The organism is Solibacillus cecembensis (genome assembly GCF_050272495.1).
Classification (GTDB): Bacteria; Bacillota; Bacilli; order Bacillales_A; family Planococcaceae; genus Solibacillus; species Solibacillus cecembensis.
The window spans coordinates 108,299-134,839 of record NZ_JBNNMF010000010.1; the positions used below are offsets into that span (position 1 = coordinate 108,299).

Sequence of the window (26,541 nt, forward strand, 5' to 3'; positions counted from 1 at the left end):
TTTCTAGCTATGACTTTTCCCTATTGCCAGGTAGTTTTAAACACTCAAAAAGGCTAATCTATTTAATATAGAGTAGCCAAGGAATTTATATATAGTAACTCATAAATTCGGTAACCAGGCGATCATTGTTTATGATTAAAGGACTTTTGATAGTCCTCTAAACTTTAGATCCTAGGCTTTGCGTCCTGCCCTTTCGGAACAGTTTGCCTTTAACTTCTATAGCTTTAGTTTAAAATCACACCCACTTATAATCTCATGTTGCTCTACAAAATTCAAGGAAATTTAACAAATACTAGCCATTAATCTGTGATATATGACGTATAAGTATAGTCCAAAAGTATTGTGGTGGTGGTTTTTATTCGCTATATATAGAGGTTTAAATTACAAGCAAACTTCTTTAGTGGGATCTTCATTTTGTACAACTAAATAACAAACGTATCTTGATAGTATAATGTCCTCTATTTCACGTTCTGCATTAGAACCAAGTCGGACCATTTTGTTGACATTAACAAAATGGTCACTAACTAGATACTAATAACATTCATAAAAAACGCACTTACTTGTAATACAGTTCTCCATAACACAGCTAAATGAAGCCCTCGCATTCTCACTTTTTTACAAAAACTTCAGTTGCGTAAAATTCAAAAGTTTCTATACGATTGGCTTTTCAAATATAAAGACCGATACAGCCATATCCTCTTCAACCTTTATATCAGAAAATAAATGAAGTAGCTTTGAATCGACAAGCTCTTCCATTCCTTCAGGGACTTGCACCTTATACACTTCTTGAATCATTTGAGTTCTAGCATTATGAATTACTTTTTTACCTTCTTCAGCTTGTATGATAAATTTTTCAGTTGGTGTTAGAATGCCATACATAGTAGTGACAGCCATATTCTCCACGAAATGAGTGTGGATTCTCTCCGGTCCTTTTCCATAGATTTCTTTACGAACCTTTCGTACAATTTCATTAAATGCCGTTTCCCTTTTCTTCATGTTTTCGCCCCCTGTTTATTCAAAACTATACATCAAAATTGTAGGAAAATTAAATTACCCTCTATGTTCTTTTTAAACAGAATAGTATAATGGAAGAAATGCACATAATTTAGCCACTCTTTTAAATGGAATTCTAATAATTTTTTTGTTAGAACGCTATTTTGGTTTTTCAATAATGGATTGATTCATTAGTAGGTATTGCTAATTGATTACTCCACTACAAGGTCTTTTTACAAGACTTCTTGTGGTGGAGTTTTTTTGTGTAGAAATTTAACTTGCACTTCCTTCTAAAAATAATAAGGGGGTTTTTAAAGTATGTCTTGGATTGTCCTACATTATATCGGCATTATTTCTTATGCAGCAACTGGAGCATTCATTGCTCTTGAAACGAGATTTTCTTTTATCGGGGTATACGCATTAGGCTTTATTACAGCTTTTGGGGGAGGACTGATTCGAAATGTAATTATTGGGGTTCCTGCTACGGAACTTTGGGAGCATTCTGCTATTTTAACGGTGTTAATCACATTGACAATCATCGTATTAATCCCACTAAAGTGGATTGATCATTGGAGACGCTGGGGATTATTTTTTGATTCCATTGGACTTGCTTCCTTCGCTCTTCAAGGAGCAATGCTAGCCAGCGAAGTTTTTTCCAATGATTTAGGCGTGATGATTTTAGCAGCGTTATTTACTGGTGTGGGTGGCGGAATGATTCGGGACGTTATCGCAGGTCGAAAACCACTGGCATTGAAGGAAGAAATTCATGCCATTTTAACAATTTTATGTGCACTCTCTATTTGGCTTGGATGGGATTCTCCCCTTGAGCTCACACTTACCGTCCTTATTGTAATCATAATCCGGATGTCTGCCATTCACTATAATTGGAGGCTTCCCCTGCCCTGTCATAATGATGAGAGAAGTGAATTTCGGATGCCTTTAAACTTCAGATTACTTTTTAAGAAAGCTGTTGGAAAGTCTAGCTATAAAAATGGGAAGTAATCGTTTAAGCGCCAATTCCTTTCGAGATTCGATTTTCTATATACTATTTTTTGTCCAGTGCGTTATCTCACTGAACTATCGTTTTGTACTCGGTTCAACTAGCCAAATACAGAAGGGTGTTCGGATTTTAGGGAATAACCAAAATCCCTCCATTCCATAATTAACGATATTACAGTAATCCCTTTATATAAAATTGAAAAAAGAAGTATCAAGGTTGTTTTGATACTTCTTTAATAAAGTAGACTATGTGCTTTCTATAAGTAATAACTCATATGACTCCTATTACTTATACTAAATCTAACGCTATTTCCATCATCTTTGTAAATGAAGTTTGTCTCTCTTCTTGTGTTGTTTGTTCATGTGTAATCATATGGTCACTTACTGTTAAAATTGTTAATGCTTTAACTCCAGCACTAGCAGCATTTAAATATAAACTTGTCGTTTCCATTTCTTCCGCTAATATTCCCATCTTAGCCCACTTTTCTGTTACGGTTTCATCAGCATTATAAAAAACATCACTAGATAGTACATTCCCTACATGAACCTTATAATTCTTTTCATCAGCTATTTTCTTAGCTTTCTCTAATAATTCATAAGATGCTGTAATTGGTAATTGACCTGGAAGATTGAATTGATGTGCATAATTAGAATTTGTTGCTGCTCCCATAGCAAGTATAATATCATATAACTTAATATCATTTTGCATAGCCCCACATGAACCGATACGAATTAAATTTTTAACTCCAAAAACATTGATTAGTTCCCATGAATAGATCGCCATGCTTGGTGCGCCCATACCGGTGCCCATAACAGAAACTTTCTTTCCTTTATATTCGCCTGTGTACCCAAGCATACCTCTAACTTCATTAAAAAGAACAGGTTTTTCTAAAAAGTTTTCAGCTATAAACTTTGCACGAAGTGGATCTCCTGGTAAAAGTATAGTTTCTGCTATTTCTACCCCATTTGGCTTAATATGTGGTGTTTCTTTTAATTCATTGTTTTTCATTTGATTCTCTCCTTAATATTATTATTAAGCTATGTCTTTTGTAATAGAGGTTTTTTCTATCAAGTGAGACTTACCTTTAATAAAATTTTTGGTCTACTTATAGTATTTATTATAACCGGAAATATCAAGCATAAACTTTTCAAAATTGATAGCTTTCTGCTCTAATTCACAACTTTTTCAAGTATATATTTAATTCCCATACAATGTTCACTACCTATCACTTTATATATGCATTACTTACAGTACGGTTCTCCATAGAACAAATTAATACTATAACACTCGGTTCACTAAGAATTATGGATCATAAAAAACTCCATTCATTTTACGTAAAATAACGATTAACAGTATCCCCCTCTACCAAATCACGGTCAAAGGGGGATTAGTTTAGAATATGCTACATTAAAATCGAAATTTAACTCGAACAGAGGCATTAATAGAGATTCTTCCCTGTTCAATAGGTGTTATAAATTCCTGATTACTCATTTGAACCGCCTTATAAGAAACAGGTGTAACATTATGGGTCTCTTCAATAATCTCAATTGGTATTAGTTGCAATGGAATATGCATCGTTTCAGCCATGGATTTGGCTTTCCCCATTGCATTAACTAGTGCTAAATTAAGAGCTTGTTGATAATAAGCATCTGAATCTTCAATTTTAAACTGAATAGCTGAAACATGATTTGCCCCATTTTGTATAGCTGTATCAATAACCATACCCGCTTGACTAATCTCCGTTATTTTAACAGTAATTGCATTTTGCACCTCAAAGCCCCTGAACACCTGTCTTCCCTCAATATAATCGTAGTTAGGAGAAATTGTATAGACAGTTGTTTGGATCTCCTCTCTTGGAATATTTAACGCCACGAGTGAATCAATGACGCGATTCATAATTATGGCATTTTCTTGTTGAGCTAGACTGACATCCTTTCCTTCTGTACGTACTTCTATCTGAATTTGAACATACTCAGGCTGCGCTACTATTTCTCCATTCCCTATCACGGTCATTTCACGTGAAACATTAGATGGTTGAAATTGAAATTGTGGATGATACAATGGATTCCGCCTTTCGTGTAATTGTTATTCAATATACTATGCGCTTTGACTAGGTAATTGTTCGTATCAATATTTACTTTTTTACCCTTGCTTGTTAAAGAGTTAATGGAGGAAGTATTTAGATTTATTCAATATTACAGTGTTGCTATGTATAAAAACTATGCTCATGTGAATTTATTAATTATGCGTAAAATATGTATTTTTGTGATTGTAAACAGCCATGCTCGTATATCTTTTTTGCCGTCAAATTGGTGAATGGACTTTAGTGCCTTAAAAAATGTTTCTTGTGTAATTTCTTTTGCAATATTTTCATCTGACTCCAGTGATCTCATATAAAAATAAAAATCATGAAAATATGCTTGATAGATTTCCTCAAAGTCCATATCTTCCCCTCTTTACTTAAATAACTAGCTAGATGTTAAAGCACTTCAAATTTTGCAAAAAAATAGACTTATTCATTTTATCTGAATAGGTCTAGCTAATGATTAATAATATATGCGCTTGCTCAAGAACATGCCGATAATATCGCACTTACTTATGTTACGGTTCTTCGTAATAGGCTTAAGTGCGATTTTTATACAACGCTTAAACATAAATCGAATGTGTCTTCAATTTTATGTATTCTGTGTAACGTATACACGGAATACATAATTAATTATTATTTCACAGATTGCTATGCTATACTAATTAAGTAGTAAACAACAAGTATTGACACTGAATAATGGTAATTTCAGATTAAACAAATTAGCATTATTGGGTGCCAAACCCATTAGAGTTCTTCAGGAACAAAGAATTCTACCGCAACATCTCCTTGTGAGATGTTGCATTTTTTTGTTTCCATGAAATTTTTAGGGGCTATCAATTAAAACCATGAACAAAAGCGCTTTGCCATAAACGTAAATAATAGCATTTTCAATGTTACCTTTTGCGAAATTTTATATTTTCTTACTCAATAAATTAAAACCGCACTTACTTATGATACGGTTCGCCAGATCATAGGTAGCAAATTTATATTGTCACGCGTCGTCAAAGTTTAGTCCTAAATAACGTATTTCGATATATGTGGTTAATTTCACTCCCATATTTGAAAAATGCACTCATCTACCCATAATATCCCAACAAGTAAATCCCCCTAAGTCGCAAATTCCGACCTAGGGGGATTTCAATTATTTCTGCCAATTACTCAATTCCTTCAGCAATTCCGGCAGTTGTAGTTTTTTACGTCAATCGCCAAAAAATATTGCCAGATGCGCATTAAAAGTTTATCACTTCGAATGCTTAGTTATTTATACTTATTTAGCTAAAGTCAGCAGCATTTCACGAATTGTTTTACACGCTACCGCTGTTGATGCGCCAGATGGATCGTATTGAGGCGATAATTCTACCACATCTGCTGCCACAATATTATTTAATTTTTGAAAGTACCCGATTGCATTTAATAATTCTCGGTACGTAATCCCCCCTGGCTCAGGAGTACCTGTACCCGGTAAAACGCTTGGATCTAAAACGTCTAAATCAATTGTAATGTATACGGGTACATCACGAAGTTTCTCAACGATATCTTTTACAGTATTTAAATAGAATGGCTCTAAGTACGTATGTTCATTTGCCCAATCAAATTCTTGTTCAGTTCCAGAACGAATACCAAATTGGAAAATGCGTCCGTCTCCTAAGAAATCATGACACCGACGAATAACTGCTGCATGTGAAAGTTTTTCACCTAAAAATTCATCGCGTAAATCTGTATGGGCATCGATATGAATTACGTGTAAATCTGGATATTTTTCATATGCTGCTTGGATTGTCGGGAAACTTACTAAGTGCTCGCCACCAACCATTAAGAATTTTTTATTATCTTGAATTAAACCACGTGTATATTCTAAAATCGTCTCCATCGCTTTTTGCGTATTTCCTAATGGCATTTCTAAATCGCCACCATCGTAAATCGTACAATTTTCAAGATCTTTCTTTAAATATGGAGAGTAAGTTTCTAATCCGTATGAATCCGGACGAATTGCTTGCATTGCAAAGCGAGTTCCCGGACGAAAACTAGTTGTTCCGTCGAAAGGAATACCGAATAATACGATTTCTGAATTAGAGTAGTCACTTTCACAACCAATAAAAGTGCTAACGTTTAAAGGTTTATTCATCACGATCAAGCGCCTCTTTCACAAATGTAGGTAGTGCGAATGCACCAACATGTAAATCTGTATTGTAATAGTTCGTTTTAAGCCCAAATTTGTCCCAGGCTTCTACTTGAATATCTTTTATTGGATGTAATGCTTTAGAAGCAAATCCGAATAGCCAGTGCCCTGATGGATAAGTTGGCATATGGAATTGATATACACTTGCGATTGGGAAAATCCCTTTAATCTTTTTATGTGCTTTACGCATGTTTTCTGCATACTCAGCAAAGTATGGTGATTCGTGTTGGTTAATTAAAATTCCCTTTTCATTTAATACACGGTAGCACTCTTTATAGAAAGCTGTTGTAAATAAACCTTCACCGACTGAAATTGGATCAGTTGAATCTACTAATATTAAATCGAATGAGTGATCAGCAGCATTTTGTACGTAAGCTAAGCCGTCATCGAAAATCATTTCCATACGTGAATCTTCTTCAACACCTGCTGCTGTAATTGGAAGATATTTTTGGCTTAAACGGAATACTAACTCATCGATTTCAACCATTACTACTTTTTCTACTGATTTGTAGCGTAAAACTTCACGAGCAGTACCACCGTCACCGCCGCCGATAATTAATACTTTTTTAATAGCTGGGTTGGTAGCGAATGCTGGGTGAGTAATCATATCGTGATAAACGAATTCATCTTTTTCATTGACCATCATCAATCCATCTAAAGTGAAGAAAGTACCAAACTCTTCACCTTTATAAAAATCTATTTTTTGGAACGGAGATTGCTCACTATGAATTTCTTCGCTATATCCAATGGAAAATCTACAGTGATCACTCCATTGTTCTGTATACCATTTCATTAAATCACGCCCTCTAATACTTCTTGTTTCACTAGAATCGTATCAATTTTTTGTTCTGCAAATTGGCGAATTTTATCTGCCATTCCACGAGGTACTTCAAATGATTCTGTCTTTTTCGCTTGTAGTTTTTGCTCTAAATATTCTGCTGCCTTCCAAGGGCTCACTGAGTCACCACAAGTGTAAACATCTACTGAAGCAAATCCGTATTCTGGCCAAGTGTGAATCGTTAAATGTGATTCAGCAATAATTACTGCACCTGAAACGCCATAAGGATTGAAATGATGGAAACATGATTCTACAATTGTTGCCCCAGAATAATCTGCAGCTTCATTCATAAACTGCTCAATTAAAGCATTTTGCTCAATAATTTCACTTGGACAACCATAAAATTCAATTAATACGTGTCTACCTAATGTTGATAATTCAATGCTCATTTATTTGTCTCCCTTACGACCGTGATGTGATTTTTTTCTTTCGTTTCAATCAGAACATTCCCAAAATTAAGAAAATAGAAGTCATATAATTCTACTACGTCCTCTGAAATAACTTCTCCGGGGATTATTAGTGGTATTCCTGGTGGATAAATCATTAATGAATCTGCACTAATTCGACCTACCGCATTATAAATTGATATTGTTTCTGTTTTTGCATTACACGCCTGTTGCGGTGTCATTGCTAAAATATTTATTTGACTCGCTGTCACATGAGCTGACTGAATCCCATCTTTTTTAGCATGTTTAAATTCTATATGTTTTAACGCCTGTACTAATTTTTCAATTGTTTCTTTCGTATCAACATGACTAATGACTGCCATTATGACGTAGCCTTCAGCAAGTTCTAATTGAATGCCATATTGTTGTTTCATTATTTCGTAAACTTCAAAACCAGTTAAACCAATATCGTTCACACGAATAACAAGTTTCGTCCAATCATAGGACTGATTAAAGTGTTGTTGTACGTATTCAGCTTTTAGTACTTCATAGCTTGAATTTTTTTCAATCTCAACAATTGCCGCATCAACAATTGGCTTTAATTTGCTATAACGTTGCTGTCCAAACAATGCTAAATCACGTCTTGCTACATCTAAAGAACTCATTAATAAATAATTGGCACTCGTCGTTTGAAGCATATTTAATACTTTTTGCAAATGCTTCGAATCGATTCGTTGTTCTTGTAGTAAAAGAAGCGAACTTTGCGTTAATGAACCACCCGTTTTGTGCATACTAATCGTTACTGCATCTGCACCAGCACTTATTGCATCATTTGCATTAGGTAAAAATGTTAAATGTGCTCCATGGGCACTATCTACAAGTACTGTTACGTTTTGTTCATGTGCCAGCTTACATATTTCTTGCAGTGTATTCATTGAACCAAAATATGTTGGGTACGTTACAAGTAAAGTTGTCGCTTGTGGATTCTCTGCAAGTGCCAATATTACATTTTCAACTGAAATGCCATGTGCAATACCAAAATGTTGATCCACTTCAGGTTGGATAAATACTGGTTTTGCTCCACTTAATATAATGCCGTTCATCACTGATTTATGGCAGTTACGAGGTACGATAATTGTATCTCCTGGTTTACATGTCGCTAAAATCATCGCCAGAATACCGACAGAAGTGCCATTTACTAAAAAGTAAGTGTAATCTACATTAAATGCTTGTGCCGCTAATTGCTGCGCTTCTTTAATAACTGACTCCGGATGACTTAATAAATCAAGCTCTTTCATCGAGTTGACGTCCATTCTTAACGTCATTTCTCCTAGGGTCCATTTTAAAGGGTTTGTTTCTAGCCCCATTTTATGTCCAGGTACATCAAACGGCGTAACGTCTTGTTTAGCATAGTTAACTAAAGCTTCAAATAATGGCATGCGATCTTGTGTGACTAAAAATTCCTCTGTAGCCACTCGATCTTGCACGCATTGCATTATTGTTCCATAGCAACTGCTAATAGTTGCTCTATTTCCGAAACTTTGTCTGTTTTTTCCCAAGTTACGTTTACATCACTACGTCCAAAGTGACCATAAGCCGCTACTTGTTGATATTGTGGTTTACGTAGATCTAGCATGTTGATAATGCCAGTTGGAGTTAAGTCGAATAATTGACGAATCGCTATTAAAATTTCTTCTTTCGCTACTTTTTCTGTACCAAATGCTTCTAAAGCGATACTAATTGGTTCACTTACACCAATTGCATAGGATAATTGGATTTCACATTTATCTGCCAAGCCTGCTGCAACAATATTTTTTGCAACGTAACGCGCTGCGTAAGCCGCCGAACGGTCAACTTTTGTGCAGTCTTTACCCGAAAATGCGCCACCACCATGACGAGCTGCGCCGCCATAAGTATCAACAATAATCTTACGTCCTGTTAAACCAGCATCTCCGTGTGGTCCCCCTACTACGAAGCGACCAGTTGGATTAATTAATATGCGGAAGTCTTCATTCATACCAAATTGCTTCGCAACAGCTCTAATTACGTTTTCTGTAACGTACTCAATGAATGCTACATGGTCAAAATCATCATTATGTTGTATTGACATTAAAACAGTATCAATTTTAGGCTGCATACTGTCTGTATAATCAATTGTTACTTGAGATTTCATGTCTGGGCGAGCCCATTTGAATTGACCATTTTTACGTTGCTCAGTTGCACGTTTTACAAGCATATGCGCTATTTCGATTGCTAAAGGCATATAGTTTTCAGTTTCATTAGTCGCAAACCCGAACATAATACCTTGATCACCTGCACCAACTTCTTTTGTATCGCTTGAGGAATCAACACCCATTGCGATATCAGGAGATTGTGTGTGTACTAAAACTTGTACATTACAGTTATGACCATCAATACCGAACTTATCATCTGTGTAACCAATGCCAATTAGGGTATCACGGGCAATTTTTTCGATATCTAGTTCTGCTTTTGTTGTGATCTCTCCACCAACAATTACCGTGTTTGTAGTTGTGAATACTTCACATGCCACACGTGATAGCGGATCTTGTGATAATGCTGCGTCTAATACTGCATCTGAAATTTGGTCTGCAATTTTATCTGGATGTCCTTCCGATACAGACTCCGATGTGAATAATACTTTTTCTGACAATTTTCACTGCTCCTAACAAAATTATAGTTTTAGGGCACAAAAAAAAAGCTCACCCAATTTTAAGGAAAGCTTCGAAAGTTATCATCTGCTGTTCCTCTTATTGTTCACAAAAGTAAATTTGTGCTCAGGTTCGGCCCACTGGATTTAATTCAACTTGAACTAAATTGTTTGGCCACCGTATCTTCGACCCCTCGTCTCAACGGTTATTAATAAGAGCTATATTATTATGCTGAGACTCATATTAAGTCATAAATATTTGAGTGTCAATTTATTTTTTAATATTTTTTGGTGATTAATCTCTATGAAAATTAATTCATTTACTCTTTTCACAAAAAAAATACTAAATACAGCATTATGTAAAATCAGTATATTTATTATACGAAACGCATAATTATTCACATGAAGATTTTTTATTTATAATAGAATGAACTCCTATAAATTTTGTAAAAATATGCGTCAAAATAACAAGTCGTAATCAACAAAATTTCAGATTAACAAAAAAGATATAGGCATTTTTAGATTCTTTTATTTATAGAAATTATTTAAATTTCTATAATTCCGAATAATATTCCAGGACAGTTATAATAAAGTTATGATGATCCTTTTATTCAAAAAAGTAGAGAAGCCTTCATAAAAGAACTCTTCTATGTTTAACTGTCTTTATCTTTCATCGAGGGGATTCTCAAATATAACTACCCTTTGGAATCCACCTCATCTAAAAAGGCATGCAAACATCTCTATTCACATACCTTTTCATATTTTCTATTTTGGAAAAATTGTACTAACTGATAATACAGTTGTAAGCGACTGGTCTATGTGGGGTTTTTAATTCCGTCTAAAAGATATCGAAATATTAGCTTCTTCCCACAGCTTTTCCGTATGAAAATGCCTTTATTTACACTTCTTCTTCTGTATCTGGTTCTACATCAAATTCATGTTGTCTCATGTAAATAGGTCCATTCGCATGATCAATTTTAATTGGCCACTCATATGGTACCCCTATACGATTTGCGATTAATCGCCAAAATTTACTCGAATCGTGTTCAAAGTCCAGAAAATCATTTAATAATCCTTTATACGAATCCCCGTTAAATTGTAGAGTTATCCTGTATTTTTAGTAATAAAGACTTCATTTACATAACAACAAACATGTATACTAAGAAAATTATTATATAACTCAATCAAAAAATCGCACTTACTTATGGTACGGTTCTCCCTTAATAATCCTAAAACTCCGATAGATCTGCTCAATCAAAACCAACTTCATTAACTGATGCGGCAATGTCATCTTGCCAAAGCACAATTTTTCATCCGCGCGTTTTAATACATCATCATGTAGACCTAGTGAGCCGCCGATGACAAAAGCGACTTTACTTTTACCATATGTCATGAGAGAATCGAGGTCTGCTGCCATTTGCTCGCTTGATTTCATTTTGCCATCTAATGCGAGGGCGATTACATAAGTGCCGTCGCTTATTTTAGCTAAGATGCGCTCGCTTTCCTTCTTTTTTACAAGCTCCATTTCAGCTTCACTTAATTGTTCTGGTGCTTTTTCATCCGCGACTTCGACAATTTCGATCTTTGCGTAGCTGCCTAAGCGCTTTACATATTCATCAATTCCCATTTTTAAATACTTTTCTTTTAGTTTTCCAACTGAAACAACCGTAATATTCACAACTTATCCACCTTTACTTTCCGTTTACAAACAAGTTATCCACAAAAGTTATCCACATATCCACATGCATTCCCTATATATTGTGTAAAGTTATTTACTTGATACAATATATGTTGCCTGCTCTTCACAGTAAGAACAAACTGTTGATAACTTTTCTTCTTCGTTCAATAAATTCATCATTGGGAACTCTCCCGTTTCTGCTACGTGCATATCTAAAGCGTGATCTATATGGGTTTCACAGCTATATTTTTGCAATTTTCATACCTTCTTTCTATTCAGAAATTTCCACAAACTTATGCACAATTCACACAATGTTATCCACAATCCATTGTAACAAAGAAAAAACGAGTAGCAAAGGAAAGCTATTTTCCTTCTACCCGTCATTCATTAATTCTAGCCTTTTCAGTTATCCACAGTTACAATTGTGCACTATCTGTTAATACTAATTCTGCTTCAACTATTTTCCCTTGACGATACACTTTAATATTTAATGTATCGCCCATTTCTTTTTCATTATACAAATGTTTTCGAAGTGCAATTGCCCCATCAATTTTCTGTCCATCCATATCTATAATGACATCATATTGTTTTAAGCCCGCTTTATCTGCTGCTGAACCTGGCACAACTTGTGTAATGACAACGCCATTTGTCACTTCTGCTGGCAATTGTAATGTTTGTTGTTGATAATAAGCCGGTACTTCTGTTAAATCAACTAGTGAAATACCGATTGATGGACGTTTTACTTCACCTGTTTTTTCAAGCTCTTCAATAACTGGAATTGCTGAGTTAATTGGAATCGCAAAGCCTAAACCTTCTACCGATGAAGCAGCAATTTTCATGGAATTAATTCCGACTAATTCACCAGCAATATTAATTAAGGCACCACCTGAGTTCCCCGAATTGATTGCTGCATCTGTTTGTAAAACATCTGTTGACCAATCTTCTACACCATCTTCATTTAAATCTACTGGTACTGAACGATCTTTACCTGATACTACACCTGTTGTTACAGAACCGTAGAAATCTAAGCCAAGTGGATTCCCAATAGCAATAACCGTTTCCCCTTGTTTCAATACATCTGAGTCTCCAAATGTTGCTACCGTTTGAATACCTTTACTTGGAATTGAAATGACTGCTAAGTCTGTCCAAATGTCGCTACCTACATTTTCAGCTGCAACTTTTGAACCGTCCTCTAACGTTACTTCTAACTGCTTTGCCCCGTTTACTACGTGATGATTCGTAATAATAAATGCACGGTCACCTTCTATTTTATAAATAACACCCGAACCACTGCCAACTTCTTGTGTTGTATTTGAACTTTGATTCCAGAAGTTTGGCATAACCTCTTGTATATTTGTAATTCCTACAACAGCACTCGAAGCCTTTTCAACCGCTGTTACGACATCCGACTTTACTTCTGTTGCTGTTTGGTCAATTGTCGAAGTTTTGTTTTCAGGTGCATTCGTACCAGGTAATTGACCTGCAAGTGATGGCAGGAGTAACCATACTAATAATGCGCCTACAACAATACCGCTCAACCCTGAAATAAAATAGCCGATTTTACTGCCGCCTTTATTACTTTTCTTGTGTAATCGCTGCTGTCTCTCTATTTCTTCACGTTTTAAACGCTCTTCTAATTCTGTTGCTCTATCATTAATCGTGGATTTTTGTTCGTCCTCTGGGAAATGATTCATCTTAATCATCCTTTCACTATTTTGCTTACTGTTAGAATACACATAAAACATTAAAATTAGATGAAAATTACTTAAATCCTACTTAAAAAATAACTAAAGTTTTCATTTCCTATAGTATTTTCCTTAGAATAGTATAGCTTGCCCAACAAAAAAAGAACTTTGCATAATTTCACAAAGTTCTTTTCCCGCTTTTACACGGTTATAAGCATCGTTGGTTCCTCTGCATCTGTATCGTGCAAATTCACATATTCCCCAGTAATCACACCACAAGACTGCAATGTTTGGGTAACGCTCATACGTGCTAAATCTTTCATATTGTTATCTTTACTTAAATGGGCTAAATAAATTTGAGTTGGCTTTTCTGCAATCACTTCACTCATTGCCACAGCTGCATCTTCATTTGAAACATGCCCTACATCCGATAAAATACGGCGCTTAATGCTCCAAGGATATTTCCCCATTTGTAGCATGCTGACATCATGATTACTTTCAAATACATAAGAATCCGCTGCTGCAATATGACCTTTCATACGGTCGCTGACATAGCCTGTATCGGTAATGACAACAAGCTTTCGTCCATCTTGATTAAACGTATAAAACATAGGATCTATGGCATCATGTGAAACGGCAAATGATTGAATATCCATGCCACCAAAAGTTTTCATTGTTTCCATATCGAAATGGAAGCGTAATTCAGTTGGAATATTGCCTATTAATCCGTCCATTGCATTCCATGTTTGTGCGTTCGCAAAAATGGGAATCTTATGTTTTCGAGCAACGACACCTAAACCTTTAATATGATCACTATGCTCATGTGTTACTAAAATGCCGGATAAATCTTTCATATCTCGATCAATTTTTGCAAATAGCTGCTCCATTTTTTTCCCACTTAAACCTACGTCTACTAAAAAGGAATGTTCATCATTTTCGACATAGATGGCATTCCCTGAACTACCACTTGCTAAAACACTAAATCGCATTCGTAAAACTCCTTACTCTTCTGTATCCTCAACTGCGTCCATTTCTGTTAAATCATTTTGAATATCAACAATTTTGCCATCCACCGCATTAACGAAATGAATTTCCTCTACCTTTTCAGCTGTTAACACGCGCACTTCCCATGTAGGTGCAAATACTTGTGCTTGCGTAATTTGAACAAGCGTTGAATAGCCAAGGTTCATATGGGTCACTTGAGAATCTGGTTTTAATAAATTCTTCCCATATAATATTTGCAGCACTTGGATTGGCGGTAATATTGACTTTTTATTATCGAATTTTTCATGGTTTTCAAGGAGTGTTTGCTCATATGCAAATACACGGCCCTCTTCATCCCAATAAATTTGAACATAGCCTCGTACATTATAATACAGTGTACGATCATTCACCTTTTGGAAAAATGTCGCTTGTCGCTTTTCTTCATCTACTTCCCATAAAGTATATGAAGCACCCTCATGGACATAGCTATGCAAAAATTCCGTATAGCTGTCCTTCGTAGTAGTTTCTCGCAGACTAATGGGTTTCTCCAATGTTACAACCAGTTTATTTTCATTCACAATTTCTGTTTGTTGATTTGCAAAATAAGGCACTTCAGATGGTTTGAAGTTTTTGATTGTCCCCGAATAATAGGATGTCACTTCTACATTTGTCGGAAGGGTAACATACGTAATATTATCTTCTTTTAAACGCGATGCAATTTCCGTTGTTTTTCCTATTACTTCTAATTGTTGTCCACCATTATAGCTATTTAAATATTGAGTATACAAAAAAATATTGAGTATTAAAAACACACCGATAAAAATCGTTTTTGATCTATTCCAATCCATCGTTAGCACCCCCTAATTGCTCGGGTAAAATGCGTGTCCATACATTATTTGAAATAATAAACCAGCTCGGTTCAAGTAAAAATATTCCCTTTTTTATATCCTGTACTAAAGAATAGCCAACAATTATTTCATCAATTTCATCAAACGGCTGATCTTTCATGTTTTTAAGATATTCAATAACCTCATCTCCAGATGGCAGCTGCTTTGTCGTTCTAAAACTTCGAATTTCATTATCAATCGAATAATACGGTCTACGATAGCGATAAATCCGATTCTCACCCCATGTCGTAATAATACGGGACGTCGTAATTGAACTATAAATAGGATAGCCTTGTATAAATAGCTGATATTCTATCACATGTTTACCTACATTCATCGAAGAGAAACGGTAATCCGCTGTAAATCCTCCATGGTCATTTATAAAATTGAAGCTATCAGACAACAAGGTCGCAGATGGAATGGGTGCAATACTTTCTGCTTGCGGGTACACATAATTCAAAATATGATTTTGTGTATCGACGGTCATTACAGATGTCCCATCGTTATATTTTTCTTCCCTTGTATTATCGGTACTGCGCTTGACGATACCTAGGTCACCAAAAAGTATGTTTTTATAAAGGTCTGGTGAGGTCTTATCCATAAAATAAGTATATTGAATTGATTCCATTGCTTCTTGTGCGACATACAATGATAGCAATGATTCACGTTCAACCTCGAAATAAGCTTGATACTCTTTTATTGGGTCAACGATTTCCTCCATAAACTGCATTGAATTGGAAATATCTATCGTTGAGCGAAGTAAAATTCGTTTTTCAGTATTTAAAAACAGTAGCTGCAATTGATTGTTGGATAAAACTTCCGACCAATCTAAAATTAATCGTGTAAAATTTGCATCAGGTACTTCTCTTTCATTAAAAGGTAAAATGCCACTAAATACTTGTAATGGCACTTCTTCATTAAAGAATAGCGTGAGGCGATTATTCTCACGCAACATTTTGTTCATTTGCTCATCCGATAAGTTACTATTTATCAGATCCACTTCGTGAGCGTCCCAAGTTGATAATTTATCATATACACTCTGTATCACATCATTTGAAACAGTGCCATAAAATTGATCTTCTTGGCGATATAGTAATCGATACGGTTTCAATATATCTTGTAATTGCTTCGTATCGCCAATCATAATTTCATCTACTTGTGCTTCCTCAATAACCGTATACTCAGGCTTATAATTCCAAATCATTAAGGTCAAAACTATGCTGAGCAAAACAAGAAAGGCTAGTAGGTAGGATTTAATTTGTTCAATATATTTCATTCCCAATCCCCCGCTCCATCCAGTTCAAAAGGTAATGTGAAGAAGACAGTTGTCCCTACCCCTTCCTCACTTTCTGCCCAGATTCTTCCGCCATGTGCTTCAATCATTTCCCTAGCAATCGCCAGTCCTAGGCCGGATCCCCCCATCGAACGCGCACGTGCACGGTCCACTCGATAAAAACGGTCAAATATTCGCCCGACATTTTCCTTTGGTATACCCATTCCATCATCTGAAATCATGACGCGCAACATATTTTCATGTACAGTAACACCAAATCGAATATTTCCACCATCTGGGGAATATTTCAACGAATTCGAAATGATATTATCCATTACTTGCGTTAACTTATCTGCATCCACATCCACAAAATAACTTGTCTCTGGTAAGAGGCGAAGGAATTCTACGTTTTTAGATTTAGACATTTCAAATCGATCAATAATATGTGTAAAGAATTTATTAAACTCAACAAACTCAAAGTTTAATTCATATTCTTGACTGTCCATTTTCGATAATTGTAACAAATCATTTACCAAACGTATCATTCGTTCTGTTTCTGTTTGCGTTACATTTAAAAAAGTAGGTGCAATATTTTCATCTCGCCAAGCACCATCTGCAAGTGCCTCCAAATAACTACGCATTGTTGTAAGTGGTGTACGTAATTCATGGGATACGTTCGCTACGAATTCCCTGCGTTCCATATCAATCTTTTCCTGCTCGGTGATATCATGCAGTACGGTAATAAGACCATTTACAAAGCCCGTTTCTTTTTGAATGACTGAAAAATTTGCACGCAAAATATATGGTGCGTCACTTGTACTAAAATCGAGACTCACTGATTCCTTCATATGAATTAAATCTTCAAAACTATATTCTTGATCTAAGCCTAAAACGGACGCAATTGGACGATTTAAAGTAGATTCACGCGTATCATGCAATAAGCTAAGCGCGGGCTCATTTATTAAAATAATCTTTCCTTTGCGGTCAGTCGCGATTACACCATCCGTCATATTACTAAGTACACTTGCAAGCTTCCGGCGTTCTGCTTCCGTTGTCGATTGTGACTCTTGTAAACGGTTTGTTAAATGGTTAAAGGCAATTGCTAATTGACCAATTTCATCGGTACCATATACACGTACTTTTCTAGAAAAGTTCCCTTTTGACATTGCCTGTGCTTGTTTACGCATATCAGAAATTGGCCGTGTAATTGTACGCGCTACTAATATTCCTAATATAATCGTAATAGCAAGGGATACAGCAATGCCCGCAGCAAAGATTCGATTAATTTCACTCATTTGTTCATACACTTTTTCAATATTTGATTCAATGTAAATCGCACCTAATACTTCACTATTTGGTCCAACTGTATCGGTAATAGGCGCTGCTAAAACCCAGACTCGCTGCATCGGCATCGTTTGTTTATCAAGAGCAATATTATCTTGTAACGCCTCAACTGACATCGCCGTACGGACAATATCGTCATTTGAACGCTGCCCGACCATGGATTGATTATCCCTATCTGATGTTGCTAAAATACGATTTCGCCTATCAATTACGCGGATTTCATTAATATCATCGGTTGAGAATTCACGCAAAATAGCATCTATGCCCGATTCAGGCGTAGGCGTAGTCGTAGATGTAGAGTTTGTTTCATTGCTTTCCTTTAGCATCTCTTCTCGTATACTATATTGAACAAGCTCCATTCTTTGCAAAATGGAATCTTGAAAGTTACCTTTTAAACTATCCTCAAGCTCTTTGGAAAAATAAATCCCAATAATTTGAAGGGCAATAACAATGAGCAATACATAGATCAGCACCAGCTTGACATGTATAGACTTAAAGAAGCTTACTTTTTGCATATAGTAGTCTACTCCTGTTCAGGATTCCTTAAGTAATAGCCCACTCCTCGTCTTGTTACAATCAACAATGGATGGCTTGGGTTATCTTCAATCTTTTCTCGCAAACGACGGATCGTTACATCTACTGTACGAACATCGCCAAAATAATCATAGCCCCAGACCGTTTGCAATAAATGCTCACGCGTCATGACTTGACCAATATGTCTCGCTAAATAATGTAATAACTCAAACTCACGATGGGTTAGCTCAATAGAAGCCTCTCGTTTTAATACCAAATAGGCATCTGGTTGAATTGTTAAAGGGCCCACAACAATATCATTCGTTTCTTCTTGGGCTTCTTCAACTTGGACAGGAACATTCAATCGGCGCATATTCGCTTTTACACGTGCAATTAATTCACGCGTACTAAATGGCTTTGTCACATAATCATCTGCGCCCATTTCTAATCCTAGTACTTTATCAATCTCTGAGCCTTTTGCCGTTAACATAATAATCGGAAAATCATATTTTTTACGTATTTCACGACAGACTTCCATCCCATCACGTTTTGGAAGCATAATATCTAATAACATTAAGTCCGGTTGTTCCTCTTCCACCTTTTGTAAGGCCTCATCTCCATCATAAGCACAAATGACACGATAACCTTCTTTAATTAAATTGAACTGTAAAATATCCGCAATTGGCTTTTCATCATCTACAACTAATATTGTTTTATTCACACAGCTTGCCCCATTTCCTACTAAATTATAATTCTATATAATACACAGTTTCTTTTTATTTCACTTACTTTACTCTAACATGCTTTTCATTTCGTTGCATTATAGAGGTGTTTCCAATCAATTACGCTGAGGCGTAATTGCGTCCAGATTTTTTTCGAGTTCGCTCGAAAAACTCCTCTAAAAAATCTGTGACATCCGCCGGGGCTTACCTTGATTCAGCATGGGTTTGAACTTCTGCTGAATCAAGGTAAATATTTTCCGGGAAATAATAGAATAAATATTATCCAAATATAACTTGGATTTTCATTCGATATTGGTGAGGGGCAATAGCTAGTTTTATGTAAATATCCTTATCCTACTAGAAAAAGAACAGCCCCCAAACTGGACTGTTCCTCATCAGTTAATTTAAATAAGATAATGGGTTTACTTCTGAACCATTTTTATGAACTTCGAAATGTAGATGTGTTCCAGTAGAACGACCTGTTGAACCCATCACACCAAGTGAAGAACCTTTCTCCACAACTTGTCCGACTTTAACACCAATTTTTGACAAATGTGCATATAGTGTTTCATATCCATTATTATGGTTAATTACAATATAGTTTCCGTATGTTGCATGGCGACCTGCCGTTTTTACAGTACCGTTATCTGATGCTTTAATTGTGTAATCAGATGGGCGGGCAATATCAATTCCATAGTGATAACGTCCCCAACGAGTACCCATTTGGCTTGAAATACGTCCTCCATTTGCAGGCCACGCAAATGTACCTGTTCCAATAGAAGGGACTACTTTTGTACCAATTATAACTACACGGTCTTCTGGCTCGACTAACATATTTTCATTCGTTTGCACACGCTCTGTACGAACGCCATTCTCTTCTGAAATTACATATGATACTTCTTTTTTACCGATAGCGCCCTCTTGTTTTACTACGCTTTTACCTTTTAACATTGTATCGTCTTCTGTCACAACTTTCGTGAAATCAACGGCTTCTACTTGCTTCTTCTCATAAACTGCTTTTACTGACACATATGGCTTTTCCACTGTGACATTTAGTTGCTGACCGATTTGTAATACTGAGTTCACTGTAATTGACGGGTTTAATTGAACTAATTCTGCTGTCGTTAAGCTATGCGCCTTTGCAATTGAACCTAACACATCCCCAACTTGAACAGTATATAATTCTTTTTCTACTGAACCTGTTTGTAATAATTGAATTGCTTCATTCACTGTAACAATTTCAGCTGGTGCTACTGCAACTTGTTGACCTTTTACTTCCGATGATAATTTCACATCAACAATTCGTGTTTCAGAATCTTGTAATGGGGGTAAAGAGGCTGTAGCTGGTCTTGCTTCTACTTCATTTAATTGTGTTGGTGAAACATATTTAAGCTTCAATCCGTTAATTGCTGCCTCAAAATCATTTTCATCTTTTAAAAACGCTACATCATTGCCATCTACTTTTATCGAATAGGCTTGTGCCTGAACTGTAATACTATCTTGTAGTTTTGTTAATGTCGCTTGTTCATCTGCATCTACTTTAAATACTTGTTCAGGTATTATTTTAATATTTGAACTCGCATCTACAGTTAACCCCTTAAATTGATCACTCGCATCTTTTTCCTTTTGCTCAATAATTTGCTGTACAGCTGCTTCATCTGCAACTGCTCCAATATATAAATTCCCCACATATACATGGAAAATCTTCTCAAACGTTTCTTTATTTGTTTCATTGGCAAAACTTGAATTAAGCGTTACCGTTGACATTAATAGTGCAAAGATCGCTGCTACTTTAAATTTTGTATTATGACGTTTCAATAGATTTAGACTTAATGTTTTGAAGTCTGATTTATTTCTTTTCGAAAACATGGTAAAGCCCCTTCCAAAATATCATTTCATTTAATGTATATAATTACTTTTATAATCAATTACGACGCGGCGTTTTTAACCTACCCCTCACTGTTTCAGCTAGGGTTTTAATCTGCACTGAATAGCATTGCCTATATAGACAATCCTCCTTCACTTATAGAAGTAGGAGAAACAAGAAAAAATACACTCCGTTAATGTATCATATTTCTTAATTCAAATGAACAAATATGTGCTTTTTGTAATGAAACTGTATTATTTTTTGAATTTTTTTGAAATATATTTTATAGTAATGGGCTTTTTTCCATTTTTGTATTCAAAAAATAAGGATTTTATTCTCTCTATTGATAAAATTAGGTTAGTTTGGTAATTCGAGTAACACATATTGACCAGTAGGTGTTACGGATTATTAACAACGTCATAGCAAAAAACCATTACTTTACCTTTGATTAAAGGCAGAGTAATGGTTTCTCATTTTATTTATATGTTTCGCTTATTTCAACAGCTATAACTATTCTTCCCTTTGTGGTGGTGTAAATTCAAGGTTTAAGAATTTATTGTATTCTTTGCGGAATGCAAGGCTCACCGTACCCGTCGGACCATTACGCTGCTTCGCAATAATAATTTCGATAATATCTTTACTCTCTGTTTCTTTGTCGTAATAATCATCACGATATAAAAAGGCGACAATATCAGCATCTTGCTCAATCGAACCTGATTCACGAAGGTCACTCATCATCGGTCGCTTATCTTGACGTTGCTCTACCCCACGAGAAAGCTGTGATAGAGCAATAACTGGAACTTGTAACTCACGTGCTAATCCTTTTAAGGAACGTGAAATTTCGGATACTTCCTGTTGACGATTTTCGCCAGGTTTCCCGCTACCTAAAATGAGCTGTAAATAATCGATTAAAATCATGCCGAGTCCATTTTCTTTCGCTAGACGTCTGCATTTCGCTCGAATATCCGTCATCCGTACACCTGGACTATCATCAATAAAAATGCCAGAGTTCGAAAGACTCCCCATCGCCATCGTTAACTTACGCCAATCCTCCGGTTCTAGAGCTCCTGTACGTAAACGTTGTGCATCAATATTACCTTCTGCACATAGCATACGCATAACAAGCTGATCTGCACCCATCTCCAGAGAAAATATCGCAACATTTTCACGTGCCTTTACAGCAACGCTTTGCGCGACATTTAGTGCAAAGGCTGTTTTACCCACCGATGGACGAGCTGCAACAATAATTAAATCATTACGTTGGAAACCGGCTGTCATTTTGTCTAAATCACGGAAGCCTGTTGGAATCCCCGTTACATCTCCTTCACGTGATTGGAGTTGCTCGATATTATCAAATGTTTGAACTAAAACGTCCTTTACATGCTTAAAGTCTCCTGCATTTTTGCGATTGGATACTTCGAGCATTTTCTTTTCCGCTTCAGCTAAAAGGATTTCTACCTCATCTTCACGCGTATAGCCATCTTCTGCAATTTTAGTGGCAACGCGAATCAAACGACGTAATAATGCCTTCTCCTCAACGATTTTTGCATAATGAGCAATGTTCGCAGCTGTTGGAACTGCACTTGCAAGCTCTGTTAAATAGCTAAGTCCGCCTACATCTTCAAGTTCCTTTTTTGCTGAAAGCTCTTCTGTTACCGTAACAACGTCTATCGCTTTTCCTTTGTCGCTTAACGTCAGCATCGTCTGGAAAATCTTTTGATGTGCGATATGATAAAAATCATCTGCCATAACGATTTCGGATGCTGTGATAAGTGCTTGTGGTTCAAGGAATATCGCGCCAATTACCGATTGCTCGGCTTCATGATTATGTGGCGGAACGCGGTCCATCATGGATTCGTTCATAGTTGTCGCTCCTTATTCTTCAATTACATGTACTTTTAACGTAGCCTTTACATCTAAGTGTAATTTTACTGGGATGTTTGCAAAGCCTAAAGAACGAATACCGTCATTGCATTCCATTTTACGTTTATCTACTTTAAAGCCATGTTTCTTTAGTAGTGCATCTGCTACTTGTTTTGTTGATACTGAACCAAATAAACGGCCGCCTTCTCCAGACTTAGCTTTAATCTCTACTGTTACCGCTTCTAATTGTTCTTTTAAATCTTTTGCTGCTTGTAACTCAGCTGCTGCATTTTTCTCTTCTAAACGTTGTTGACCTTGTAATTCACTCATCGCTTGGTTGTTTGCTTCTTTGGCATGACCGTTTTTAATTAAAAAATTGCGTGCATACCCTTCTGCTACATCTTTAATTTCACCTTTTTTACCTCTACCTTTTACATCTTTTAAGAATACGACTTTCATTGTTCATTACTCCCTTCGACTATTTCATTAATTGCTTCAATTAAATGCGTTTTCACTTCATCAATTGAGTTTGCTTCCATTTGTGTTGCCGCGTTCGTTAAATGTCCGCCACCACCGAGCTTTTCCATAACAAGCTGGACATTGACTTCTCCAAGCGAACGGGCACTTATTCCAATAAGGCCATCACTGCGATGTGCAATCACAAATGAGGCTGAGACATCCTTCATTGTCAGTAAAATATCTGCAGTTTGTGCGATTAATACTGAATCATATGTCTTATTATCTTCACCATTTGCAATGGCAATCCCTTTATGAGGGAATTGAACCGTTTGAATAATTTTCGAACGGGCTACATACGTATCTACATCTTCCTTTAAAAGGCGTTGAATTAAGATCGTATCTGCTCCACGTGTCCGTAAATAGGAGGCTGCTTCAAATGTTCGAGCACCTGTTCGTAAAGTGAAGCTTTTCGTATCGACAATAATGCCTGATAATAATGCTGTTGCTTCGAGCATTGCTAACTTTTCTAATTGCGGTTGGTATTCCAATAATTCTGTTACGAGCTCTGCAGTAGAAGATGCATAGGGCTCCATATAGACAAGTGTCGGATTTTCAATGAATTCCTCACCACGACGATGATGGTCAATAACGACCACTTTATCCGTTTTACTAAGTAAACGCTGATCCACTGCCATGCTTGGTTTATGAGTATCAACAACTACTACGAGCGATTTCGACGTAATTTTAGATAGTGCCTCTTCTGGTGTAATGAAACAATCATAAAAGTCCGTTTTTTCTTTGATTTCATCCATCAAACGCCCGACACTACCTCGTACTTCATCAAAGTTAACGACGACATAGCCATCAATTTCATTCATTACTGCCATCTTCCGTACACCCACACAGGCACCAATAGAATCCATATCCGGATGTTTATGACCCATAACAAATACCCGATCACTATCTTGAATTAAATCACGTAAAGCATGTGAAATGACACGCGCACGTACTCTTGTGCGCTTTTCAACAGGGTTTGTTTTCCCTCCGTAGAAACGTAACTTCCCATTTGGCTGTTTAATCGCTACTTGGTCACCACCACGCCCTAAAACTAAATCAAGACTGGATTGTGCGAGTTGCCCTAGCTCCACTAAAGAAGCTGAGCCAGTACCTATACCAACACTTAATGTTAATGACAGGTTTTTCTGTATCGTCTTTTCACGCATAACATCTAAAATTGAAAAGCGTTTTTGCTCTAATTCGCCTAAAATTGATTCATTTAAGACAGCAATGAATCGATCAGATGCAATACGTTTTGCATAAATGCCATAATGCGCGGACCATTCATTAATGATAGAAGTAACCATCGTATTCGTTAAGCTACGTGATTGATCATCCATACCAGATGTAAGTTCATCATAATTATCAATGAATAGAATAGCTAATACGGTTTGGTCTGCAAAATATTGTGTTTCCATCTCTACTTGCTCTGTCACATCAAAGAAATAAAGCAGCTTTTCCTCTTTCTTATAAAACACACGATATTTCCGGTCACGAATCGTAATCGTCATTTCACTCTTTTGCTCTTGATTGATTAACGTATACAAACCTTCAGATAAAGCAAATAAATCATGACCGATTAGCGTCTCTGTATCGAGCACTTGCAACATGAATGGATTTGCCCATTCAATAGCAAATTGATCATTAATTAATAAGATCCCAATCGGCATTTCTAAAAATGCTTCTTCGCCAACCTTTTTCATTCGGAAAGAAAGTGATTCAATGTGCTTTTCTATTTCTGTATACGTAATTGCTTCCACTTTCCAAGCATATACAATGAATACAATAAAAATTAAAATATACGTAATACCAATCCATAAATTCCAATTTACCATAAGGATAGCTGTAACTATACCGAGTGCGGATAGTGCTATAAGTGGGTATCGAATTGGTCTTTTACGAATAGTCCCCATTTAAATCAGCTCCTCATTTTTGTTTCTTTGCCTGAATATACTCGCGAATATTAAATCCTAAGTCAATAATCCCAAGCAAGATGACAAATGAATACAGCGGTATAGCTACAATCGTGCTAAGAACCTTTAACATTTTCGGTAACCCAAATGTATCAAGTGCAAAGTGAATAACTGAAATCCCTTGTAACGTAAGCAATATCCATAAAATGAGCGATACATTGATCATCACTACATATAATGATGTGCCAAGCTCTGGTTGAATAAATAAATTAATTGTCAGTGTAATTAAGTAATACCATAAAACGGCTTTCGGTAATCGTAAATTACTAAAACTCGAGAATTTTGGAACATCTACTTTAAAGCGTTTTACGATTGGTAAATTAATTGAAATGAATACGAATGCAAATACAAAAACTGCTAATGTAATCGAAGCAGGAATTGTCATTTCCAACATACTAAACATATCTGCTAAAGCTTCTTTAGAAATCGGCGTCTGCCCCGTCATTTTTTCAACTAAGTTAAGTGACTCTTCATAACTTTTCCTCACCATTACAAGTGAATCATTAATAAAGTCAAACTCAAATAAACGTAAGGAAATCAAATATTGAATAGCAAATGTGATTAATAACACAATACTTGTGGAAATAAACATAAAGACTTTACTCTTTTTATTATAAATGGCATCACCTATTGCCATTCCGGCAGCAGCAAAGATTAATGATGCTGGTAAAATGATTAAGCCACCAATAAAAAACGTAATGATAACGGCTATAAATGTAACTAATAATGATGATTTTCTATCATATGTTGCGCTATACCAAATGATCGGTAAGGGGGCAATGAGCATTGCAATAAAACCCGCTAATGGTACGTAAAAAATAATGGCCATTAAAACAGTAAATAGCGCAATCATCATAGCTCCTTGTGCTAGCTTCTTTGATTGATTATTTTGCATGGAGAACCTTCCTTTATCTAATTCGAAAAACTTTTCTCACTACTCTATTGTACCATCTTTGGATGTGCAAACAAATATGCGTTACCGGAATGCTAAATAATTTGCTATTACAGCTATATTTCCTTCATTTCCCCATACAATGTTTATTATTTGAACAACAAAAAAACCGGTTAACTTTCTTGAAAAAGAAA

23 protein-coding genes and 1 riboswitch are annotated in these 26,541 nt (G+C 36.0%); of the genes, 1 reads left to right on the forward strand and 22 read right to left on the reverse strand.

Annotated features, from left to right (window positions below):
• Positions 1 to 106: 106 nt before the first annotated feature.
• Positions 107 to 218, reverse strand: a riboswitch (cyclic di-GMP riboswitch).
• 433 nt (positions 219 to 651) lie between these two features.
• Entirely contained in the window at positions 652 to 996 is a 345-nt protein-coding gene (locus tag ACQKIH_RS10825; protein ID WP_427765846.1) for a Na-translocating system protein MpsC family protein, read from the reverse strand.
• Positions 997 to 1,311: 315 nt separating this feature from the next.
• Between ACQKIH_RS10825 and ACQKIH_RS10830 the strand changes: the two genes are divergently transcribed.
• The gene (locus tag ACQKIH_RS10830; RefSeq protein ID WP_427765848.1) at positions 1,312 to 1,995 is read left to right on the forward strand and encodes a trimeric intracellular cation channel family protein; all 684 of its coding nucleotides are present in this window, start codon (positions 1,312 to 1,314) and stop codon (positions 1,993 to 1,995) included.
• 286 nt (positions 1,996 to 2,281) lie between these two features.
• Here ACQKIH_RS10830 and deoD read toward each other — a convergent pair whose 3' ends face one another.
• The 21 genes from deoD to ACQKIH_RS10935 all read right to left on the reverse strand — a co-directional run bounded on the left by deoD (position 2,282) and on the right by ACQKIH_RS10935 (position 26,350).
• Positions 2,282 to 3,001 (reverse strand): purine-nucleoside phosphorylase, encoded by a 720-nt coding sequence (gene deoD, locus ACQKIH_RS10835; RefSeq protein ID WP_427765851.1) that lies wholly within the window; start codon positions 2,999 to 3,001, stop codon positions 2,282 to 2,284.
• Between the two features lie 399 nt (positions 3,002 to 3,400).
• Positions 3,401 to 4,054, reverse strand: a complete 654-nt coding sequence (locus ACQKIH_RS10840; RefSeq protein ID WP_057986459.1) for an SIMPL domain-containing protein — start codon at positions 4,052 to 4,054, stop codon at positions 3,401 to 3,403.
• Between the two features lie 164 nt (positions 4,055 to 4,218).
• A complete protein-coding gene (locus ACQKIH_RS10845; RefSeq protein WP_152982963.1) occupies positions 4,219 to 4,437 on the reverse strand; it encodes an RNA polymerase sigma factor in 219 nt (72 codons plus the stop codon).
• A 909-nt stretch (positions 4,438 to 5,346) separates the two neighbouring features.
• On the reverse strand, positions 5,347 to 6,204 hold the full coding sequence (speB, locus tag ACQKIH_RS10850; RefSeq protein ID WP_427765920.1) for an agmatinase: 858 nt from the start codon (positions 6,202 to 6,204) through the stop codon (positions 5,347 to 5,349).
• Complete coding sequence (speE, locus tag ACQKIH_RS10855) at positions 6,197 to 7,051, reverse strand: polyamine aminopropyltransferase (RefSeq protein WP_427765855.1); 855 nt, start codon at positions 7,049 to 7,051, stop codon at positions 6,197 to 6,199. Before speE ends, speB begins: the two co-directional genes overlap by 8 nt.
• A complete protein-coding gene (speD, locus tag ACQKIH_RS10860) occupies positions 7,051 to 7,485 on the reverse strand; it encodes an adenosylmethionine decarboxylase (RefSeq protein WP_082332640.1) in 435 nt (144 codons plus the stop codon). The genes speE and speD overlap by 1 nt, the downstream gene beginning before the upstream one ends.
• Complete coding sequence (locus tag ACQKIH_RS10865; protein ID WP_427765857.1) at positions 7,482 to 8,978, reverse strand: aminotransferase class I/II-fold pyridoxal phosphate-dependent enzyme; 1,497 nt, start codon at positions 8,976 to 8,978, stop codon at positions 7,482 to 7,484. The genes speD and ACQKIH_RS10865 overlap by 4 nt, the downstream gene beginning before the upstream one ends.
• The gene (gene metK, locus ACQKIH_RS10870) at positions 8,978 to 10,153 is read right to left on the reverse strand and encodes a methionine adenosyltransferase (protein ID WP_427765860.1); all 1,176 of its coding nucleotides are present in this window, start codon (positions 10,151 to 10,153) and stop codon (positions 8,978 to 8,980) included. The genes ACQKIH_RS10865 and metK overlap by 1 nt, the downstream gene beginning before the upstream one ends.
• 1,195 nt (positions 10,154 to 11,348) lie before the next feature.
• Positions 11,349 to 11,828, reverse strand: a complete 480-nt coding sequence (gene rlmH, locus ACQKIH_RS10875) for a 23S rRNA (pseudouridine(1915)-N(3))-methyltransferase RlmH (RefSeq protein ID WP_427765862.1) — start codon at positions 11,826 to 11,828, stop codon at positions 11,349 to 11,351.
• Positions 11,829 to 11,918: 90 nt separating this feature from the next.
• Positions 11,919 to 12,083, reverse strand: a complete 165-nt coding sequence (locus ACQKIH_RS10880) for a CxxH/CxxC protein (protein ID WP_083493685.1) — start codon at positions 12,081 to 12,083, stop codon at positions 11,919 to 11,921.
• A 161-nt stretch (positions 12,084 to 12,244) separates the two neighbouring features.
• Positions 12,245 to 13,522, reverse strand: a complete 1,278-nt coding sequence (locus tag ACQKIH_RS10885; RefSeq protein WP_057986475.1) for a S1C family serine protease — start codon at positions 13,520 to 13,522, stop codon at positions 12,245 to 12,247.
• 191 nt (positions 13,523 to 13,713) lie between these two features.
• Positions 13,714 to 14,502, reverse strand: coding sequence for an MBL fold metallo-hydrolase (locus ACQKIH_RS10890; protein WP_057986477.1), 789 nt, complete (start codon positions 14,500 to 14,502; stop codon positions 13,714 to 13,716).
• Between the two features lie 12 nt (positions 14,503 to 14,514).
• Positions 14,515 to 15,345: a two-component system regulatory protein YycI gene (locus ACQKIH_RS10895; protein ID WP_057986479.1), complete on the reverse strand. Its 831-nt coding sequence runs from the start codon at positions 15,343 to 15,345 to the stop codon at positions 14,515 to 14,517.
• Positions 15,332 to 16,660, reverse strand: coding sequence for a YycH family regulatory protein (locus ACQKIH_RS10900; protein ID WP_427765866.1), 1,329 nt, complete (start codon positions 16,658 to 16,660; stop codon positions 15,332 to 15,334). The genes ACQKIH_RS10895 and ACQKIH_RS10900 overlap by 14 nt, the downstream gene beginning before the upstream one ends.
• Positions 16,657 to 18,516: a cell wall metabolism sensor histidine kinase WalK gene (walK, locus tag ACQKIH_RS10905; RefSeq protein ID WP_427765868.1), complete on the reverse strand. Its 1,860-nt coding sequence runs from the start codon at positions 18,514 to 18,516 to the stop codon at positions 16,657 to 16,659. The genes ACQKIH_RS10900 and walK overlap by 4 nt, the downstream gene beginning before the upstream one ends.
• Before the next feature lie 8 nt (positions 18,517 to 18,524).
• Entirely contained in the window at positions 18,525 to 19,235 is a 711-nt protein-coding gene (gene yycF / locus ACQKIH_RS10910) for a response regulator YycF (RefSeq protein WP_427765870.1), read from the reverse strand.
• 400 nt (positions 19,236 to 19,635) lie between these two features.
• Positions 19,636 to 21,105 carry a peptidoglycan DD-metalloendopeptidase family protein gene (locus ACQKIH_RS10915; protein ID WP_427765872.1) on the reverse strand — a complete coding sequence of 490 codons (1,470 nt, stop codon included), beginning with the start codon at positions 21,103 to 21,105 and terminating at the stop codon, positions 19,636 to 19,638.
• 508 nt (positions 21,106 to 21,613) lie between these two features.
• The gene (gene dnaB, locus ACQKIH_RS10920; RefSeq protein ID WP_057986489.1) at positions 21,614 to 22,966 is read right to left on the reverse strand and encodes a replicative DNA helicase; all 1,353 of its coding nucleotides are present in this window, start codon (positions 22,964 to 22,966) and stop codon (positions 21,614 to 21,616) included.
• 12 nt (positions 22,967 to 22,978) lie between these two features.
• Positions 22,979 to 23,425, reverse strand: a complete 447-nt coding sequence (rplI, locus tag ACQKIH_RS10925) for a 50S ribosomal protein L9 (RefSeq protein ID WP_057986491.1) — start codon at positions 23,423 to 23,425, stop codon at positions 22,979 to 22,981.
• Positions 23,422 to 25,395, reverse strand: coding sequence for a DHH family phosphoesterase (locus ACQKIH_RS10930; protein WP_427765876.1), 1,974 nt, complete (start codon positions 25,393 to 25,395; stop codon positions 23,422 to 23,424). The genes rplI and ACQKIH_RS10930 overlap by 4 nt, the downstream gene beginning before the upstream one ends.
• 13 nt (positions 25,396 to 25,408) lie before the next feature.
• Positions 25,409 to 26,350, reverse strand: a complete 942-nt coding sequence (locus ACQKIH_RS10935; RefSeq protein ID WP_427765879.1) for a YybS family protein — start codon at positions 26,348 to 26,350, stop codon at positions 25,409 to 25,411.
• Positions 26,351 to 26,541: the final 191 nt, after the last annotated feature.

Bases quoted from the DNA above. Each gene is read 5' to 3' on its own strand.
- ACQKIH_RS10825 (WP_427765846.1), bottom strand. From the start codon at position 996: ATGAAGAAAAGGGAAACGGCATTTAATGAAATTGTACGAAAGGTTCGT.
- ACQKIH_RS10830 (WP_427765848.1), top strand. From the start codon at position 1,312: ATGTCTTGGATTGTCCTACATTATATCGGCATTATTTCTTATGCAGCA.
- deoD (WP_427765851.1), bottom strand. From the start codon at position 3,001: ATGAAAAACAATGAATTAAAAGAAACACCACATATTAAGCCAAATGGG.
- ACQKIH_RS10845 (WP_152982963.1), bottom strand. From the start codon at position 4,437: ATGGACTTTGAGGAAATCTATCAAGCATATTTTCATGATTTTTATTTT.
- speB (WP_427765920.1), bottom strand. From the start codon at position 6,204: ATGAATAAACCTTTAAACGTTAGCACTTTTATTGGTTGTGAAAGTGAC.
- speE (WP_427765855.1), bottom strand. From the start codon at position 7,051: ATGAAATGGTATACAGAACAATGGAGTGATCACTGTAGATTTTCCATT.
- speD (WP_082332640.1), bottom strand. From the start codon at position 7,485: ATGAGCATTGAATTATCAACATTAGGTAGACACGTATTAATTGAATTT.
- ACQKIH_RS10865 (WP_427765857.1), bottom strand. From the start codon at position 8,978: ATGCAATGCGTGCAAGATCGAGTGGCTACAGAGGAATTTTTAGTCACA.
- ACQKIH_RS10885 (WP_057986475.1), bottom strand. From the start codon at position 13,522: ATGAATCATTTCCCAGAGGACGAACAAAAATCCACGATTAATGATAGA.
- ACQKIH_RS10890 (WP_057986477.1), bottom strand. From the start codon at position 14,502: ATGCGATTTAGTGTTTTAGCAAGTGGTAGTTCAGGGAATGCCATCTAT.
- ACQKIH_RS10895 (WP_057986479.1), bottom strand. From the start codon at position 15,345: ATGGATTGGAATAGATCAAAAACGATTTTTATCGGTGTGTTTTTAATA.
- ACQKIH_RS10900 (WP_427765866.1), bottom strand. From the start codon at position 16,660: ATGAAATATATTGAACAAATTAAATCCTACCTACTAGCCTTTCTTGTT.
- walK (WP_427765868.1), bottom strand. From the start codon at position 18,516: ATGCAAAAAGTAAGCTTCTTTAAGTCTATACATGTCAAGCTGGTGCTG.
- ACQKIH_RS10915 (WP_427765872.1), bottom strand. From the start codon at position 21,105: ATGTTTTCGAAAAGAAATAAATCAGACTTCAAAACATTAAGTCTAAAT.
- dnaB (WP_057986489.1), bottom strand. From the start codon at position 22,966: ATGAACGAATCCATGATGGACCGCGTTCCGCCACATAATCATGAAGCC.
- rplI (WP_057986491.1), bottom strand. From the start codon at position 23,425: ATGAAAGTCGTATTCTTAAAAGATGTAAAAGGTAGAGGTAAAAAAGGT.
- ACQKIH_RS10930 (WP_427765876.1), bottom strand. From the start codon at position 25,395: ATGGGGACTATTCGTAAAAGACCAATTCGATACCCACTTATAGCACTA.
- ACQKIH_RS10935 (WP_427765879.1), bottom strand. From the start codon at position 26,350: ATGCAAAATAATCAATCAAAGAAGCTAGCACAAGGAGCTATGATGATT.